The organism is Micromonospora sp. KC606 (assembly GCF_004348675.1).
GTDB lineage: Bacteria > Actinomycetota > Actinomycetes > Mycobacteriales > Micromonosporaceae > Micromonospora.
On record NZ_SMKN01000008.1, the window covers coordinates 26,068 to 43,292 of the forward strand.

The window sequence follows — 17,225 nt, forward strand, 5'->3', positions numbered from 1 at the left end:
CGATCTTTCGTGCCAAAGGGATGCGCGCGACGATGGAATCTTAGTGGGACCTAGGTGCGGAGGGCCGCCTCGTCGCTGGGTGGACGGTAGTGCAAAACACGTCGGGACGCAACCGTAGCGTCGTTGCGCTAACCTGGCGTTCGTGACAGCTGCGGAGACTCCCCGATGACCAGCGAGAAGAGGCGCGCGCCGGCCGGCGCCGCGGTGCTCCGGGGCGACATCACCAGAGCCATCCGGCGGGCGCTGACGCAGGAGCTCGCCGCGGTTGGTTACGGCCGGCTCTCCATCGAGGCGGTCGCCCGCCGCGCCGGGGTCGGCAAGACCGCGATCTACCGGCGGTGGAACTCCAAGCTCGACCTCGTTCTGGAAACCGTGGTCGCCGCCGCCGGCAACAAGCTTCCCGCGCTGGACACCGGCACCCTCCGTGGTGACCTGGCCCTGCTGTTCCAGGTGGTCGCGCACGCGCTGAGCCACCCGCTCGCCTCGCAGATCATCCCGGACCTGCTGGCCGAGGCGGCCCGCAACCCGACCATCGACGAGACCCTGCAACAGGTGCTTCGCACCCAGCAGCAGGAGATCGGCGGGCGGCTGATCGCCCGGGCGGTGGACCGCGGGGAACTGCCCGCCGACACCGACCTCGACGCCGCGGTGGACCTGATCGCCGGGCCGCTGTACTGGCGGCTCGCCATCGCCCGGACCCCGCTGACCGACACGTATCTCGACACCCTGGCCGACGCGGTCACGGCGGGCCTTCGTGCCGGCAGCGGACTGCCCCGCCAACGTGCGGCGTCACCGGGCGACTGAGCTTGCCGCGTGCCTGGTTGGGGGGACGTGCCCTCCTGTCGGATTCCGCTAGGCTGGCCCCGCCGTGCCGGGGCCACCGCTCCGTCACCTGGCCGTACCCTACATTTCCCGTCATCTTCATCCGTACGACGACAAGGACCTTCCGTGCCCCACGTCGAACACGTCGCCGTCGCGCCCGCCGGGTTACGGTCCGAGGGCACCCGGCCGGCGGCTGGGCGGAGCGGCACCGCCGGACCGAGGTCGGTCCCGGCGCGGCTGCGGTCCCTGCTGGCCGCGACCCCCGTGCTGGTGACCGACGCGGGGGTGGTCGCATTCGCGCTCTGGACGCTGCTGTACCACCTGAACCTGATTCTCGATCTACGGCCGTCCGTGGTCTTCGCCGCCTGGGTCGTCACATCGGTGATCGCGGCGGTCGTGGCGTGGAAGCTCCGCTCACGCCACCCCGCCGGGCACGCCGACACCGACCCGGCCCGGCCGTCCGGGGAGTCGACCACCGCCGGCTGGCGTCCGCTGCTGCGCCGCTACGCCGTTCCGGTCGGTGCGGGGGTCGGCGGGGTGTTCCTCGCCGCCTACGGCACCGGAACGCTGGCCTGGTCGGCGGCGATCGTCCTCGGGCTGGTCACGATCGTCTCGGCGTGGCCGTCGATCCGTCCGCGTGGCGGGTCGACCATCCCGGTCGTCCCGACGGGCTCGCCGAGGCCGGCGACCAGCCCGGGCCAGGCCCTGGTGGTTGTTGTCGCCGCGCTGGCGGCGGCCTGCTTCGCGACGCTGATCGCCCGCGTCTCCCTCGACGACGTCTTCTACGTCGGCAAGTCGGTCTGGGTGGCCGAACGCGACACCATTCCCTATCGGGACTTCCTGCTCACCGAGGGCGTGCTCCCGGCCGGGTCGGCGAACCCCCCGATCCCCTCGTTCGAGGTGTTCATCGGGGCGCTGGCCCGTGCCCTGGGCGTGCACGCCGCGTCAGCGACGTGGTACGTCATGCTTCCGCTGCTGGCTGTGGGGGCGGTCTTCGCGCTCTGGCGACTCGTCCACCGCTGGGCCCCTCGACGTCCGCTGCTCGTTTTCGGCGTGGCGTTGACGTACATCGTGCTCGTGGCCGGTCACCCCGACGCGTACAACACCTACCACCTGCCCCGGTTGACGCAGGGCAAGAGCGTCTTCCTGCACGCGCTGGTGCCGCTCGCCTGGGTCTACCTCACCGACTACCTGGAGACCCGCTCCAGACGGGCCCTGGGGCTGCTCGCGCTGCTCTCCGTCGGCGCCGTCGGATTGACCACCACCGCGGTCATCCTGCTGCCGCTGCTGGCGGCTGCCGCGGCTGTCGCGATCCTCGTCGTCACCCGGCGGGTACGGGATGCGGCAGCCTGCTTCGCCGCCGCGTCGGCGTACCCACTGGGGTCCGGCATCGTCACCCGCCTCACCACCAGCGGGATCGATCAGGCGGTCGCCTCCTACGCCGAGTGGCGGGAGCCGCAGGTCGTCTGGATGCTGTCCCTGTGGCTCGGCATCCTCGGGATCGTCGGTGGCCTGGCCATGTGGTGGTCCCCACTGCTGTTGCGACGTGGCGCGCCACGACTGTTGGCCGCAGGCGCGGCGCTCGCGGTGACCTTCCTCCTGCTGCCGGGCGTGATCTCGACCGGGAGTGCACTGACCGGGTTGGGGGCGGTGCTGTGGCGGGTGCCCTGGATCGTGCCGCTGCCGGCGCTCGTCGGCGTCCTGGCGACGCTGTCCCTATCCTGGCTGAAGTGGCCGAACCGGATCCTCGCCGTCGCGCTTCCCACCGCGATGGTGGTCGTCTTCGCCACCGCCGGCACCCCGATGTGGACGGCCGACGTGCTCCGCACCGAGCCGAGCTGGCGGATGCCGGCGGTACGCAAGAACGTCGCCTTCTGGATCGTCCGGCAGAACCGCCCGGAGGGACTGCTCCTCGCCCCCTCGTCGGTCATGCGGGCCATGCCGCAGGTCACCAGCCGCGTCCGCGTGGTGTTGGCCCGCGACCTCTACCTGACCGACTATGGCCTGGACACTCAGTTCTCGAAGGACCGACTGCTGTTGGCCACGTTCGCCGACGGTGCCGAGCCGGTCCCGGTGGTCGAGGTGAAGGCCGCCATGCGCCGGGTCGGCGTGGGTACGGTCTGCGTGTGGAAGGCCAACAAGATCGCCGCGGCGGCCGCGCCCGCCCTGGGTCTGGAGCAGTTCGCCTCCCGGAAGTCCCCCGGCGGCATGGTCTGCTACCGCGCCCCGGGCGCCGGCCAGGCGACGGGTGGCAACTGAGGTCCGCGAGCCGGCGACACCGCGGCCCGGGCGATGCATGGCCCCGGGCCACGGCAACACAGGCGGGCATCGTGACCGGGTGCCACGGGGTGCGCGGTTTGACCCGTAAACGACGTGGATACCCACCCGTCGACTCGATGTCGACTCACGTTAAGGTCGCAGGTGCGCGCGGGCGGCCGGTGGGGCTCGGGCCGCTGCCGTGACAGACTGTGAACGGGTTCCACCATGGGGCGATCCGTTCGGTCGGCCAACGGCGACGGTGGCCCTGCCCGCACCCACGATGGTCACTCCACGTGATGGTCGGGAGTTGGCCGCAGCGTGTCAACCGCGTCGGGTGATGACGTGACGACCACAGGCCCGCCCCGTCATCGATATCGTAGGGAGCGTACTCGTTGTTCGGCTCGTTGACTGGACGCATCGGCACCGCCGCACGCGGCGCGTTGCTGGTGCTGTCCTACCTGGTCATGCTCGTCGCGGGCACCTTCGGCTGGGTTCCCGTCTTCGTCGTGGCCGGACTGGCCGCCGTCGTCGGTGAGTTCGCCCTCACCCGGTGGTCGCCGCCGTCGGACGTCCTGCTGGAGAAGGTCGGCCTCAACCGCGGGTACCGGCAGCTCAGCCGGGACCTCGCCAGTGTCCTGCTGGTGGCCGCCACGGTGCCGCTCACCGGGGTCGAGCTGACCTGGCTGCTGCTCCTGCCGGCCGCGGTCTGGGTGATCGCGGTGTTCGCCGGGGCGTTGAACACGATGATCGACCGGCGGAACCCGGTCACCGCGCTGGTGCGCAACATCGAGCTGGGCGCGGTCCGCTCCGCGCCGCGACCGCCCCAGTGGGCGTCGGACAACGCTGGCGTCCGGATGGCTGTGCTGAACGTGGCGCTCTTCCCGGCCGCCGTGGTGGCGGCCGTGCGGGAGGACGTCGCCCCCGTGCTGGTGGCGGCCGTCGCGGCGGCCGTCGCGGCGGCGGTGGTCGGCGCGATCATCGTGTTGACCTGGCTGCGTGGTCGGGGTACGGGCACCGGCAAGGACCAGCTGCTCACCCACCTCCAGCGCTGGATCGACAGCTACCGTCCCGAGGTGGCGCTCTACTTCGCCGGCCCGGCCAAGGACGTCTACCAGGCCAACATGTGGCTCGCCCCGACCGAGGCGCTGGACCAGCGCGGAATCGTGCTGATGCGGAGCAAGGAGGCGTTCCTCGAGCTGGCCGACACCCGGCTGCCGGTGGTCTGCGTGCCGGCCGGGGTCGACTTCATGAACCTGGAGCTGGGCACCGTACGCGCCTCCCTGTACGCCGCCAACGTCGGCGCGAACATCCACCTGCTGCGTGAGCCGGGCATGAAGCACGTCTTCGTCGGCCACGGCGACAGCGACAAGCAGGCCAGCGTCAACCCGTACAGCAAGGTGTACGACGAGGTCTGGGTCGCCGGCCTGGCCGGGCGCGAACGCTACGCCCGCGCCGGGGTCGGCGTCCGCGACGAGGACATCGTCGAGATCGGTCGCCCGCAGCTCGCCGGCGTGACCACCTTCGGCGCGGAGTCCGCGCAGCGGCCGTTCACCGTCCTCTACGCCCCCACCTGGGAGGGGTGGTTGGACGACGACCCGTACCACACCTCGCTGGTGCTGATGGGGGAACGGATCGTCAGGGGTCTGCTGGCCACCTCGCCCGCGGTCCGGCTGATCTACAAGCCGCACCCGCTGACCGGCTCCCGGTCCAAGGAGGCCAGAGCCGTGCACGAGCGGGTCGTCGCGCTGATCCGGGCGGCCGGCGGGGACACCGACGCGACCACGCTGGACGGGCCCGGCCACCGGGTGGTCACCGGGCGGGTGCCGGCGCTGTTCGACTGTTTCAACCAGACCGACCTGCTGATCAGCGACATCTCCAGCGTCGTCTCCGACTTCGTGCAGAGCCAGCGGCCGTACGTGGTGGCCAACCCGAGCGGCCTGCCGGAGGACGAGTTCCGCGGCACCTTCCCGACCTCGCGGGCGGCGTACCTGCTCTCGGTGGACTGCGGCGAGCTGGAGAAGATCCTCGCGCTGACCCGGGCCGGCGACGACCCGATGACCGAGGCGCGGCGTGAGCTGAAGACGTACCTGCTCGGTCCGGCCGAGGCGAACCCGATGGAGCGGTTCCAGGAGGAGATCGCCCGGCTCTGCCGCTGACCGCACCGCCCTGCGGGCCCGGGACGACACGTTCGTCCCGGGCCCGCCGGGCACCCCTGGTCGGGGCCGGGACTCCCACGACACGCGTGCTTCTGCCACCATTCGCAAATCATCCGTACGACGAATGGGGTTTACCGGTGCGCATCCTGCTGGTCGAGGACGACCGACGGGTGGCCGCCGCCCTCTCCTCGGCGCTGACCCGGCGCGGGTACGAGGTCGAGCACGCCGCCACCGCCGCCGCCGCCCTCTGCGCCGCCCCCTGCGACCTGGTGTTGCTGGACCTGACCCTGCCCGACGGCGACGGCGCCGACGTCTGCCGGGAGCTTCGCCGCCGCAGCAGCCAGTTGGGCATCATCGCGGTGACCGCCCGGGGTGAGGAGCGCGACCGGGTGCTCGGGTTGCGGCTCGGCGCCGACGACTACGTGGTGAAGCCGTTCTCGATGGTGGAGCTCCAGGCCCGGATCGAGGCGGTGCTGCGGCGGGCCGCGCACGCCCCGCCGACGCGGGACCTGATCGAGGTCGGGGCGCTGCGGGTCGACGTGGCCGCCCGCACCGTCTCCGTCGGCGGTCGGGCGGTGGCGCTGACCCGCAAGGAGTTCGACATCCTGCTCTCCCTGGCCCGCCAGCCCGGCGTCGCGGTGCCCCGGGACCGGATTCTGCTCGACGCGTGGGGAACGACCTGGGCCGACCGGCACACCGTGGAGGTGCATGTCGGCTCGCTGCGCGGCAAGCTGGGCGACCCCCGCCTGGTCGAGACGGTGCGCGGGGTCGGCTACCGGCTCCGCGGCGAGTGAGGGGCCCGGCGTGCGTCGTCGACTGGTCATCAGCTATCTGCTGCTGATGGTGCTGGTGCTGGTGGCGTTGGAGACGCCGCTCGCCGCCACCCTCGCCTCCCGGGAGACCGACCGGGTCCGCGCCGACCGGCTCGCCGACGCGACCCGGTTCGCCTCGCTGGCCGGGCCGGCGTTGCGTGGCAACGTGCCCGGACCGCTCAACGGCGAACTCGCCGCCTACGACGAGCTGTACGGCATCGGCGCGGCGGTGGTCGACCGGGACGGCCGGACGGTCGTGGTCTCGCCCGACTGGCGAGGCGGCCCGCAGACAGCGGCGGCGCTGGAGAGCGCCCTGGCCGGCCAGCAGTTCAGTGCCCCGGAGGCGGTCTGGCCCTGGGTCGACGGTCCGCTGGTGGTGGCGGTGCCGATCAACGACGGTGGGGAGGTGCTCGGCGCGGTGGTCACCGCCACCCCGGCGGCCGAGGTCCGGCGTACCGTCACCGCCTGGTGGCTACTGCTGGCCGGGATCGGGCTGCTCGCCGTGCTGGCCTGCGTCTCCACCGCGTTCGGGCTGGCCGGCTGGGTGCTGCGCCCGGTGACCGAGCTGGACGCGGTGACCCACGAGATCGCCGAGGGGGACCGGGGCGCGCGGGTGCAGCACCGGCTCGGCCCTCCCGAGCTGCGCCGCCTCGCGGCCAGCTTCAACAACATGGCCGACGTGGTCTCCGACGTGATGGACCGGCAGCGCGCCTTCGTGGCGCACGCCAGCCACCAGTTGCGCAACCCGTTGACGGCGCTGCGGCTGCGGGTCGAGGAGCTGGGGTCGAGTCTCAGCGATCCGGACGGCCTGACCGAGCATCGGCTGGCGCTGGAGGAGACCGACCGGTTGGCCCTGGTGCTCGACGCCCTGCTCACCCTGGCTCGCGCGGAGCGGGAGGAGAATGAGCGGATCACCGTCGACGCGGCGGAACTGGCCGCCTCCCGCGTGGCGGCGTGGGAGCCGCTGGCCCGGCACCGGTCGGTGACCCTGCGGCTGGCCGCCGCCGGCCCGGCGTACGCCCGGACCGTGCCGACCGCCGTCGACCAGGCCCTCGACGCGTTGATCGACAACGCGGTGAAGTTCAGCGGTGAGCGGGGCGTGGTGACCGTGACCGTCCGGCACGCCGACGGCGGCATCCTCCTCCAGGTCTCCGACACCGGCCCGGGGATGAACCCGGACCAGCTCGAACAGGCCACCGAGCGGTTCTGGCGGGCACCGGACGCGCAGAACGTCGACGGCGCCGGGCTGGGCCTGACCATCGTCGCCGTGCTGGTCGACGCCTCCGACGGCCGGCTCACCATGCGCCCCGGGGACCGGTGCGGCCTGGTAGCCGAGGTGTGGTTCCCAGCTCCCGGGGACGCCCCGGCGGCCAGCGGGCAGGCCGGAGAGGGTCCCGCCGGCCCGCCGGACCGGGGACGTCCCGCGCCGGCGGACGCCCCGACCGGCGGCGGCCACCCGGCCGGGGCCGCGACGGTGGATCGGCCGGGGCCGGTGCCGGTGCCGGTGGCGGCCCCACGGCCGGTCGGTCCGGGCGGTGTCAGGGCTTGACCGAGCGGTACCAGTCCGCCGCGCCGGGATGCAGCGGCAACGGCGCGGTGGCGATCGCCGAGCGGGGACTCATCCGCCCGGCGGCGGGGTGCGCCGCCGCCAGCTCCGTGCGGCGTTCCATCAGCAGCCGGGTCACCTCCCGCACCAGCGAATCGGGCAGATCGGCGCGGACGACGAGATAGTTCGGGTTGGCCACCGTGGTGACCGGATCCAGGTCGTACACCGAGCGAGGGATGTCCCGCGACACGTACACCTCGCGGTAGCCGCGGCGCAGCTCCTCCGTCCACTCGCCGAGGTCGATGATCCTCGTCGCCGACGCGCCGGCCAGCTGATCCACCCCGCGCACGGGCAGCCCACCGGAGAAGAAGAACGCGTCGATCCGGCCGGCCCGCAGCGCGGCGACCGAGTCGTCGAGGCCGAGGTGCAGCTGACGGACCTGGTCGCCGCCGAGCCGGGCCACCTCCAGCAGCCGGGTCGCGGTGACCTCGGTGCCCGAGCCCGCAGCGCCCACCGACACCCGCCGCCCGCCCAGGTCGGCGAGCGTCCGCACGGGCCCGCCGGCGGTGGTGACCAGGTGCAGCAGGTCGTCGTAGACCCGGGCCACCGCGCGGACCGACGGTGGCGCGGCCGGCCCGGCGGGCAGCACGTCGGCCTGGGTGAAACCGAGTTCGGCCTGACCGGCGCCGACGAGCCGCACGTTCTCCGCGGAGGCCGCGGTGACCACCACAGTGGCCCGCACGCCGGGTAGTTCCCGGTTGAGCACGGCCGCCAGCGACTGCCCGAAGGCGTGGTAGACCGCGGTCGGACTGCCGGTGGCGATCCGGATCAGTGTCGACTCGGTGGGGGAGTCCCGGCAGGCGGCCAGCCCTGTCGTCGTCAGGACCAGCAGCATCAGCAGCGCGGACGGGGCGGCGACCCGCCGCCGGGTGGGGGCGGACCAGCATCGGCTCACGGCCTGCACTCTGCGCCGCCGGGCACCACCGGCGCAAGCTCAGGACGGCGGCGACGCCGGTGCCGCGTCGTCCCCGACAATCACGCTCGACCGGTTGGGCGGGCGGGGGACAGGGAGGACCGCTCGATGATCCTCAGACGGTCCGGGCCGTCGGCCACGCTCACCACGAGACACCCCGCCCCGGGGCGGAGCAGGGCAGGCACCTCCAGCAGGGCGGCGCCGCGCACCAGCACCGCGGCCAGCTCCCGGTCGGTGAGCCGGATCCCGAGGATGTGCCGACGCACGTGTCGGCCACCGGCGAGCAGCGCGGACCGCCAGGCCGCCGAGGCGAGCCGGCCCCGCCAGACGGCCCGCGCACTCGACGCCCCGGCCACCGGTCCGCCCAGCAGCTCGCGGCGGCCCCGCCGCCACCCCGACCCGCACAGCTCGGCGTACGTGGCCCGGTGCTCGTCGGGCACGTGCAGGCGGTGCAGCTCGTAGCGGCGGCGCAGCCCACCGCTGAGCACCTCGTGCTCCACCGGAACACCGAGCCGCGTGAGCAGCTGGCGCATCCGCAGCGCGGCGTCCTGCCGGTTGAACTCGGCCGCCGGCCGGTAGGGCTCGGCCGGACCCCGGCCGGTCGCCGGCGGGGGCGTGCAGCGGACCAGGCAGGCCAACTCGAACGCGTCGCCCAGGGTCATCCAGTCCATCGGCGGCGGCGCCGGCGGACGGGGCCGGTCGAGCAGGGTGGGTTGCGGAGCCATGGGCCGCTCCTCCTCGGCGTCGGGGTCCCCTAACGGTCGCCGCCCGCCCGCCCCGGTTCCACCGATCCGGCCCAGCCTTGAGGAAATCTTGCGGCGGGGTCAGAGTTCGGTGACCACCACGTCGACCTGGCGTGGCCGCCCGGCGGCCACCGGTCGCTCCTCGACCGGGTACTTCAAGTCACGCAGCGCGGCGACCAGCCCGGCCGCCCCGCGCGGCCGGGCACCGGCGAGCAGCAGGTCGCGTACCAGCCGGCCCTTCGTCGCCTTGTTGAAATGGCTGACCACCGTGCGGGTCACCCGCCCGTCGAGCTCCCGCTCGTGCAGCACCCGCACGGTCACCGTCCGCCCGGCCAACGCACCCCGTGGCGTCCAGGTGGCCGCGTACGCGGCGGAGCGCAGATCAAGCACCGGGCCGTCCCCGGCCGCCGACTCCATCGCCGGGGCCAGCACACGCCGCCAGTACGCCGACAGCGCCCCCACGCCGGGCAGCCTCGCCCCGATCGGGCAGCGATACGGCGGGATCCGGTCGGCGAGCCGCACCGCGCCCCACAGACCGGAGCTGACCAGCACCGACCGGCGGGCGGCCCGCAGCGCCGGGGCCGGCAGCGTGGCCAGGCCGAGCGCCTCGTAGAGCACGCCGGTGTAGACCTGCCCGGCCGGTGTGGTGGCGGCCCGGTCCAGCCGCGCGTTGCGGGCCAGTTCGCCCCGCTGGCCCGCGCTGAGCCCGAGCGCCGCCAGCGCCGCCGTTTCGTCGGTGGCGCTGAGGCCGACGAGCGCGGCCAGCACCTCCCCCCGGGCCGGGTTCAGCTCGGGCAGGGACAGCCGGGCGAGGTCGAGCCGACGGCCCGTGCCGGCGTCGGCCTTGCCCTCGGAGGGCGGCAGCAGGATGAGCACGTCGCCAGCGTACGGGCCGGGTTCAGCGCCACGGCCGCACGGCGGCCGGCGGGTGGTACACCCGATATCCGGCCACCTCCACCAGGCGGGCGGCGTCCGCGCGGTCGCCGAGCAGCCGGCGCAGCCGGCGTTCGGCGGGGGAGTCCACCGGCAACACGTAGCCGGGGCGCTCGGCCCGGCCCACCCGCCGCCAGTACGGCCGGTACCGGTTCTGTCCGGGGGTGAGGTCGCCGTCGAGCACCGCGCAGACCACCCGCTCGGCGGTGTCGAAGGTGAGCCGGTTACAGGTCCAGTAGTCGCCGTAGACCTCGCGCAGGCCGGTGGCCCGCACCGCCGCCGCCAACTCGGCGGCCCGGCGTTGCTCGGTTCGGGGCGTGTCGAGCGTGGAGAGGAAGAGCCCGGTGGCGACCACGGCGGTGGCGGCCAGCGCGGCCAGCGCGGCGGTGGCGCTCGCCCCGGCCAGCCGCCCGGCCACCCCGACCGTGCCCCGCCAGCACGCGACGGCCGCCGCCCAGAGCGGCCAGAGCACCGCCGGCAGCGAGATCTGCAGCACCGACAGGTAGCGGGCGCTGGTCACCGGTTCGGTCGCGGCCAGCGGACTGCGGACGTACGCCAGCAGGGTCAACGCCGCGCCGGCGACCAGCGCGAGTTGCGCGACGGGGCGGACCCGGTCGGTGGTGGGCCGCCCGGCGGTCCGGCGGTACGCGAGCAGCGCGAGCAGCGCGGCGGCCACCAGCAGCAGCGGGTAGAGCAGGCCGAACCACTCCTGCCACCGGGCGCAGCCGGTCACCGGACAGAGGCCGTTGGCCAGCGGCAGCCCTTCCAGCAGTCCGCCGGTCACCCGCTGCGCCCACGGCGGCGCCGGGCCGCCGTCGGCGGCGAGTTGCCGCAGCACGGACAGCGAGTCCTGCCCCGGCGGGGCGCGCAGGTTGTCCCACCCCATCGGCGCCGCTCCGACCGCGAAACCGGCGGCCAGCAGCGCGCCCGACCAGCCGAGCAGTTCCCGGCGGGTCGCGTGGAGCAGCAGCAGCCCGGCGACCGCCAGGTACGGCACGACCAGCCAGTCCGACCACAGCGCGAAACCGGCGAGCAGGCCGGCCAGGCCGACCGCCGCCCGGCGGTGGGCGAACCGGCGTCCGGCCAACCCGAGCGCGATCAGCAGCATCGCCAGCACCGCCGGTTTCACCTCGGGCCGGCCACCGACCACGGTGAGCTGGTCGCGCACCACCCGTTCCGTGCCGAGCGCGAGCAACCCCACCACGAACGCGGCGAACCAGGGTGAGTAGAGGCGCCGGGTCAGCCGGTGGGCCAGCCAGAGGAACAGGGCGTACAGCGCCACCAGCGGCAGCCGCAGCGCCGGCCAACTCGGCCCGACCAGCGCCACCAGCGGCGCGGCCAGGTACGCCTCGGCTGTCCCCATGTAGTGCTGCCCGTACAGGAAGACCGGCCGTTCCCGGCCGGCCGCGATGTGCAGCGCCGCCAATCCGAACGTGGCTTCGTCGCTGTTCGCGGCGGGGACGGTGAGCAGGGTCAACACCAGGCGGTAGCCCACCGCGACCACACCGAGCAGCAGCGCGACCCGCGCCGGCCGGTCCAGCCGGGCGCGGTCCCACAGTCCTGGTGTCGACACGACCAACGCCCCCGTCGTCGTCCCGACCGGAGTGTTTCACGCGGTGCCGGTTGGCCGGGGCGGATCCGCCGACTCCTCGCGTGGCCGGTTGGGGCGGGGTGTGGCAGGGTTGCTCTGTGCCACCCACTCCCGCAGGCCAGTTGGCCGTACCGAACCTGCACCGGGCAGCGCGGATCGAGGACGCCGTGCACCAGTTGGTGGAGCGCCGGCTCCGCCGCACCGGGTGGCGGATCAACATCGTGGCGTACGCCGGCTACGGCGCCCCCGGCTGGGCGCGGGTGCTGTGCCGGGTGCTGCTCGGCCGCCCGGACACCCGCCAGCGCGGCCGGCTGGAGAAGGTGCGTGGCTGGCGCAGCTTCACCACCCTGCCCGCAAAGCACGTCACGGTGCGGATCGAGGCCGGTGGGACCGTCCACGAGGCGCAGGCCGACCGTAGCGGCTTCGTCGACACCGTCATCGAGGGTGACTTCACTCCCGGCTGGTCGTCGGTACGCCTCAGCGTGCCCGACGCCGAGCCGGCGGAGGCTCTGATCCGGGTCCTCCACCCGGACGTGCGGTTCGGCATCCTCTCCGACATCGACGACACGGTCATGGTGACCGCGCTACCCCGGCCCCTGCTGGCGGCCTGGAACACCTTCGTCCTCGACGAGCACGCCCGGGCCGCGGTGCCCGGCATGGCCGTGCTGTACGAGCGGCTGGTCACCGCCCATCCCGGGGCGCCCGTGCTCTACCTGTCCACCGGGGCGTGGAACGTCGCCCCGACGCTGACCCGGTTCCTGTCCCGGCACCTCTACCCGGCCGGCCCGCTGCTGCTCACCGACTGGGGCCCGACCGCCGACCGGTGGTTCCGCAGTGGCCGGGAGCACAAGCGGGCCACCCTGGCCCGCCTGGCCCGGGAGTTCCCGGAGGTGCGCTGGCTGCTCCTCGGCGACGACGGGCAGCACGACCAGGAGATCTACCGGGAGTTCGCCGCCGCCCACCCGGACAACGTCGCCGGGGTGGCGATCCGGCGGCTCTCACCCACCCAGTCGGTGCTCGCCGGCAGCCTGCCCGCCCCGGCGGGTCAATCCTCGACCGGTCCGGTGGGGCAGAAGTGGCTCGCCGCTCCGGACGGCGCCGGCCTGTGGAAACTCCTCCGCGACGCGGGCCTGGTCTGAGCGGTCCCCGGGCCCGGGTCAGTCACGGCGCAGCCAGAGGACGCCGAGCGGGGGGACGCGCAGCGGGGCCGAGGCGGGCATCCCGTGCCAGGGGACGCCCTGTGCGTGCACCGCGCCGAGGTTGCCCACCCCCGACCCGCCGTAGTGCTGCGCGTCGGTGTTGATCACCTCGGTCCAGGTGCCGGCCGCGGGCAGCCCGACCCGGTAGTCCTCCAGAGGCCGGGCGGAGAAGTTCGTCACGCACACCAGGGTGGCGCCGTCGGGGGCGATCCGGACGAACGAGACGGTGTTGTTGGCGACGTCGTCGCCGGCGATCCAGCGGAACCCGGCCGGCTCGATGTCCTGCGCCCAGAGCGCGGGGGTGGCCCGGTACGCGGCGTTGAGGTCGCTGACAAGCCGCCGCACGCCGGCCCGGGCCGGGTCGTGCAGCAGGTGCCAGTCGAGGCCACGTTCCTCGCTCCACTCCCGGTCGTCGGCCAGCTCGCAGCCCATGAAGAGCAACTGCTTGCCCGGGTGCGCCCACATGTACGCCAGCAGCGCCCGTACGTTCGCCAACCGCTGCCAGGTGTCCCCGGGCATCTTCGCGCTCAGCGATCCCTTGCCGTGCACCACCTCGTCGTGGCTGATCGGCAGCACGTAGTTCTCGCTGAAGGCGTAGGCCAGGGAGAAGGTCAGCTGGTGGTGGTGGTGCTGGCGGTAGATCGGGTCCTTCGAGGTGTAGAGCAGGGTGTCGTGCATCCAGCCCATGTTCCACTTGAACCCGAAGCCGAGCCCGCCCTCGGCGGTGGAGCGGGTCACCCCGGGCCAGGCCGTGGACTCCTCGGCGATCATCACCACCCCGGCGTGGTGCTTGTAGACGGTGGCGTTGACCTCCTGCATGAAGGCGATCGCCTCCAGGTTCTCCCGGCCGCCGTGCACGTTGGGCAGCCACTGGCCCTCGGGGCGGGAGTAGTCCAGGTAGAGCATCGAGGCGACGGCGTCCACCCGCAGCCCGTCGACGTGGAACTGCTCGCACCAGTAGAGCGCGTTGGCGACCAGGAAGTTGCGCACCTCGCGGCGGCCGAAGTCGAACACGTACGTGCCCCAGTCGGGGTGCTCGCCACGGCGCGGGTCGGGGTGCTCGTAGAGCGCGGTACCGTCGAAGCGGCCCAGCGCCCAGTCGTCCTTGGGGAAGTGCGCCGGCACCCAGTCGAGGATCACTCCGACGCCGGCGCGGTGCAGGGTGTCGACGAGGTGCCGGAAGTCGTCCGGGTCGCCGAACCGGGAGGTGGGGGCGAAGTAGCCGGTGACCTGGTAGCCCCACGACCCGCCGAACGGGTGCTCCATGACCGGCAGGAACTCCACATGGGTGAAGCCCATCTCGGTGACGTACGCGGTGAGCTGCTCGGCCAGCTCCCGGTAGCCGAGGCCGGGTCGCCACGAGCCGAGGTGCACCTCGTAGACGCTCATCGGCTCCTGGTGCGGCTGCCGGGTCGCCCGCCGCGCCAGCCACACCGCGTCGCCCCACTCGTACGTCGAGTGGTGCACCACCGACGCGGTCGCCGGCGGCACCTCCGCGTACGCCGCGAGCGGGTCGGCCTTGTCCCGCCAGCGCCCGTCCGCGCCGAGGATCCGATACTTGTACCGCGCGCCGGGCGCCACGTCGGGCACGAAGATCTCCCAGACCCCGCTGGCGCCGAGCGAGCGCATCGGCCAGCCGTCGTCCGGGCCCCATCCGGTGAAGTCGCCGACCACCCGCACCCCGCGCGCGTTGGGCGCCCACACCGTGAAGGCCACACCCCCGTCGAGGACCCGGGCGCCGAGCGCCTCCCAGAGCCGCTCGTGCCGCCCCTCGCCGATCAGGTGCAGGTCCAGGTCGCCGAGGGTGGGCGGGTAGCGGTAGGGGTCGTCGCCGACCCGCCCGTCGGCCTCCACCCGGTAGTCGAGCACCTCGCCCGGCAGCACCGTCTCGAAGACGCCGACGTCGTGCACCCGTTTCATCGGGTGCCGTTCCCCGTCGACGATCACGGCGACGTCGCCGGCGCCCCGGCGCATCGCGCGGATCGTCGTGCGCCCACCGGCGGGGTGCGCGCCGAGCAGGGCGTGCGGGTCGTGCGCCGCACCGGCGATCAGCTGGTCCATCGGGTGTCGTCCTCCGGTGCGGGTGCGGGTGCGGTCGGGGCGGTGCCGCCGGACAGGCCGGCCGGCACGTCGGTGACGGTGAGGTCGGCCGGCACGTGGCCGGCCGGCGCCGGTTCGTACGCCGTCGCCGGACGGCGTACGACGAACACGTGCGCGGGTTGCAGGTACGGGTCGAGCCGGACCGCGTTGCGCTGGCCCCACTCGTAGCTGGCCCCGGTCAGCTCGTCGTGGATGGTGAACCGGTCGTGCCAGTCGAGGCCGAGCGCCGGCATGTCCAGCGTGGTGTTGCCCCACTGCACCGTGTGGGAGTCGAACGAGCAGATGACCAGGACGGTGTTGCCGGTGTCCGGGTCGTGCTTGGACCAGCACAGCAGCGCCGGGTTGTCGATGTCGTGGAAGACCAGGTTGCGCAGCCGGTGCAGGGCCGGGTTGTCCCGGCGTACCCGGTTGAGGGTGGCGACGAACGGGGCCAGGGAACGGCCCTTCGCCTGCGCACCGGCCCAGTCCCGGGGCCGCAGCTCGTACTTCTCGTTGTCGAGGTACTCCTCGGCGCCGGGGCGGGCCACGTGTTCGAACAGCTCGTAGCCGGCGTACATGCCCCAGGAGGGGGAGAGAAGCGCGGCCAGCACCGCCCGGATCTTGAACATCGGCGGCCCGCCGTGCTGCAGCGACTCGTGCAGGATGTCCGGCGTGTTGGGCCAGAAGTTGGGCCGCATGTAGTCGGCGGCGGCGACCAGTTCCTCGCAGTACGCCCGCATCTCGGCCGCCGTCGTGCGCCAGGTGAAGTAGGTGTACGACTGGGTGAAGCCGATCTTGCCGAGCCCGTGCATGATCGCCGGCCGGGTGAACGCCTCGGCCAGGAACAGCACGTCCGGGTCGACCTTCTTGACCTCCCAGATCAGCCAGTGCCAGAAGTCGAACGGCTTGGTGTGCGGGTTGTCCACCCGGAAGATCCGGATACCCTCGCCCACCCAGTGCAGCACCACCCGCAGGATCTCCGCCCGGATGCCCTCGGGGTCGTTGTCGAAGTTCAGCGGGTAGATGTCCTGGTACTTCTTCGGCGGGTTCTCCGCGTACGCGATGCTGCCGTCGGCCCGGGTGGTGAACCACTCCGGGTGTGCGGCCACCCAGGGGTGGTCCGGCGCGCACTGCAACGCCAGGTCCATCGCCACCTCCAGGCCGGCGTCGGCGGCGGCGGCGACGAAATCGCGGAAGTCATCCGGCTCGCCGAGGTCGGGGTGGATGGCGTCGTGCCCGCCCTCGGCCGCGCCGATGGCCCACGGCGAACCCACGTCGTCCGGGCCGGCGGTGAGGGAGTTGTTCCGGCCCTTGCGGTTGACCCGCCCGATCGGGTGGATCGGCGGCAGGTAGAGCACGTCGAAGCCCATCGCCGCGACCCCGGGCAGCCGGTCCATCGCGGTGACGAAGGTGCCGGACCGCGCCGGGGCGTCGACGGTCGCCGGGATCGCCCCCTCGGAGCGGGGGAAGAACTCGTACCAGGCGGAGAAGAGCGCCCGGGGCCGGTCCACCCAGAGCCGACGCTCCTCGCCGGTGGTGACCAGCTCCCGCACCGGGTACACCCAGAGCAGGTCGGCCAGCTCCAGCGCCGGGGCCACCCGCCGGGGCAGCTCCCGCCCGGTGTCGCCCAGCGCGGCGATCGCGGTCCGCACCCGCGTGCCGTCGGCCGCCGGAACCAGCTTGAGCGCGGCCTCCAGCACGCGTTCGCCCTCGGCCAGGTCGTTGGCGAGGTCCTCGACGCCCTGCCCGGCGGCCAGCTTCTTCGTCACCGCGTTCTGCCAGGTCAGGTACGGGTCCTGGAACGCCTCGACGGTGAAGGTCCATTCGCCGACGGCGTCCGGGCGGATGGTGGCGTGCCACCGGTCCTGCCCGGCCTCACCCGGACGCATCCGGGTGAACGGTCGGGCCGCGCCGTCCGGCCCTCGCCAGACCACGTTGCAGCCGAGCGCGTCGTGGCCCTCGCGGTAGGCGCGGGCCGACACCGGCACCACCTCGCCGACGACCGCCCTGGCGGGGTAGTGGCCGCAGGCGACGGCGGGGGAGACGTCTTCGATGGGGAACCGTCCGCTCACCCGCTCAACCTACTGCGCGAGATCGCTTCGCGCTCGAGTC

11 protein-coding genes and 1 pseudogene are annotated in these 17,225 nt (G+C 73.6%); 6 read left to right on the plus strand and 6 right to left on the minus strand.

Translation table 11 applies throughout. The features are described 5' to 3' along the window. Positions 1–165 precede the first annotated feature (165 nt). From E1193_RS03505 to E1193_RS03525, 5 genes and pseudogenes are all read left to right on the plus strand, one after another. The gene (locus tag E1193_RS03505) at positions 166–804 is read left to right on the plus strand and encodes a TetR/AcrR family transcriptional regulator (protein WP_207922539.1); all 639 of its coding nucleotides are present in this window, start codon (positions 166–168) and stop codon (positions 802–804) included. A 144-nt stretch (positions 805–948) separates the two neighbouring features. Continuing rightward, a complete protein-coding gene (locus E1193_RS03510) occupies positions 949–3,081 on the plus strand; it encodes a DUF6077 domain-containing protein (RefSeq protein ID WP_132180175.1) in 2,133 nt (710 codons plus the stop codon). 392 nt (positions 3,082–3,473) lie between these two features. Then, entirely contained in the window at positions 3,474–5,237 is a 1,764-nt protein-coding gene (locus E1193_RS03515; protein WP_207922540.1) for a CDP-glycerol glycerophosphotransferase family protein, read from the plus strand. Between the two features lie 137 nt (positions 5,238–5,374). Beyond that, the gene (locus E1193_RS03520; RefSeq protein WP_132180177.1) at positions 5,375–6,031 is read left to right on the plus strand and encodes a response regulator transcription factor; all 657 of its coding nucleotides are present in this window, start codon (positions 5,375–5,377) and stop codon (positions 6,029–6,031) included. A gap of 10 nt (positions 6,032–6,041) precedes the next feature. Beyond that, a pseudogene (locus tag E1193_RS03525) lies at positions 6,042–7,400 on the plus strand (HAMP domain-containing sensor histidine kinase); the annotation flags it as partial. A 187-nt stretch (positions 7,401–7,587) separates the two neighbouring features. On the opposite strand, the gene E1193_RS03530 reads toward E1193_RS03525, so the two are convergent. From E1193_RS03530 to E1193_RS03545, 4 genes are all read right to left on the minus strand, one after another. Further along, positions 7,588–8,490 (minus strand): TAXI family TRAP transporter solute-binding subunit, encoded by a 903-nt coding sequence (locus E1193_RS03530; protein WP_132180257.1) that lies wholly within the window; start codon positions 8,488–8,490, stop codon positions 7,588–7,590. A 140-nt stretch (positions 8,491–8,630) separates the two neighbouring features. Continuing rightward, positions 8,631–9,293, minus strand: a complete 663-nt coding sequence (locus tag E1193_RS03535) for a hypothetical protein (RefSeq protein ID WP_132180180.1) — start codon at positions 9,291–9,293, stop codon at positions 8,631–8,633. A 99-nt stretch (positions 9,294–9,392) separates the two neighbouring features. Then, the gene (yaaA, locus tag E1193_RS03540; protein WP_132180182.1) at positions 9,393–10,187 is read right to left on the minus strand and encodes a peroxide stress protein YaaA; all 795 of its coding nucleotides are present in this window, start codon (positions 10,185–10,187) and stop codon (positions 9,393–9,395) included. A gap of 22 nt (positions 10,188–10,209) precedes the next feature. Beyond that, a complete protein-coding gene (locus tag E1193_RS03545; RefSeq protein ID WP_207922541.1) occupies positions 10,210–11,823 on the minus strand; it encodes a hypothetical protein in 1,614 nt (537 codons plus the stop codon). 110 nt (positions 11,824–11,933) lie between these two features. Between E1193_RS03545 and E1193_RS03550 the strand changes: the two genes are divergently transcribed. After that, positions 11,934–12,974 (plus strand): phosphatase domain-containing protein, encoded by a 1,041-nt coding sequence (locus tag E1193_RS03550; protein ID WP_132180186.1) that lies wholly within the window; start codon positions 11,934–11,936, stop codon positions 12,972–12,974. 18 nt (positions 12,975–12,992) lie between these two features. Here the strand turns inward: E1193_RS03550 and glgB are convergent, their stop codons facing one another. Both glgB and E1193_RS03560 read right to left on the minus strand, forming a co-directional pair. Next, the gene (gene glgB / locus E1193_RS03555; RefSeq protein WP_132180188.1) at positions 12,993–15,095 is read right to left on the minus strand and encodes a 1,4-alpha-glucan branching protein GlgB; all 2,103 of its coding nucleotides are present in this window, start codon (positions 15,093–15,095) and stop codon (positions 12,993–12,995) included. Next, positions 15,083–17,185: an alpha-1,4-glucan--maltose-1-phosphate maltosyltransferase gene (locus tag E1193_RS03560; protein WP_132180190.1), complete on the minus strand. Its 2,103-nt coding sequence runs from the start codon at positions 17,183–17,185 to the stop codon at positions 15,083–15,085. Before E1193_RS03560 ends, glgB begins: the two co-directional genes overlap by 13 nt. Between the last annotated feature and the right edge of the window lie 40 nt (positions 17,186–17,225).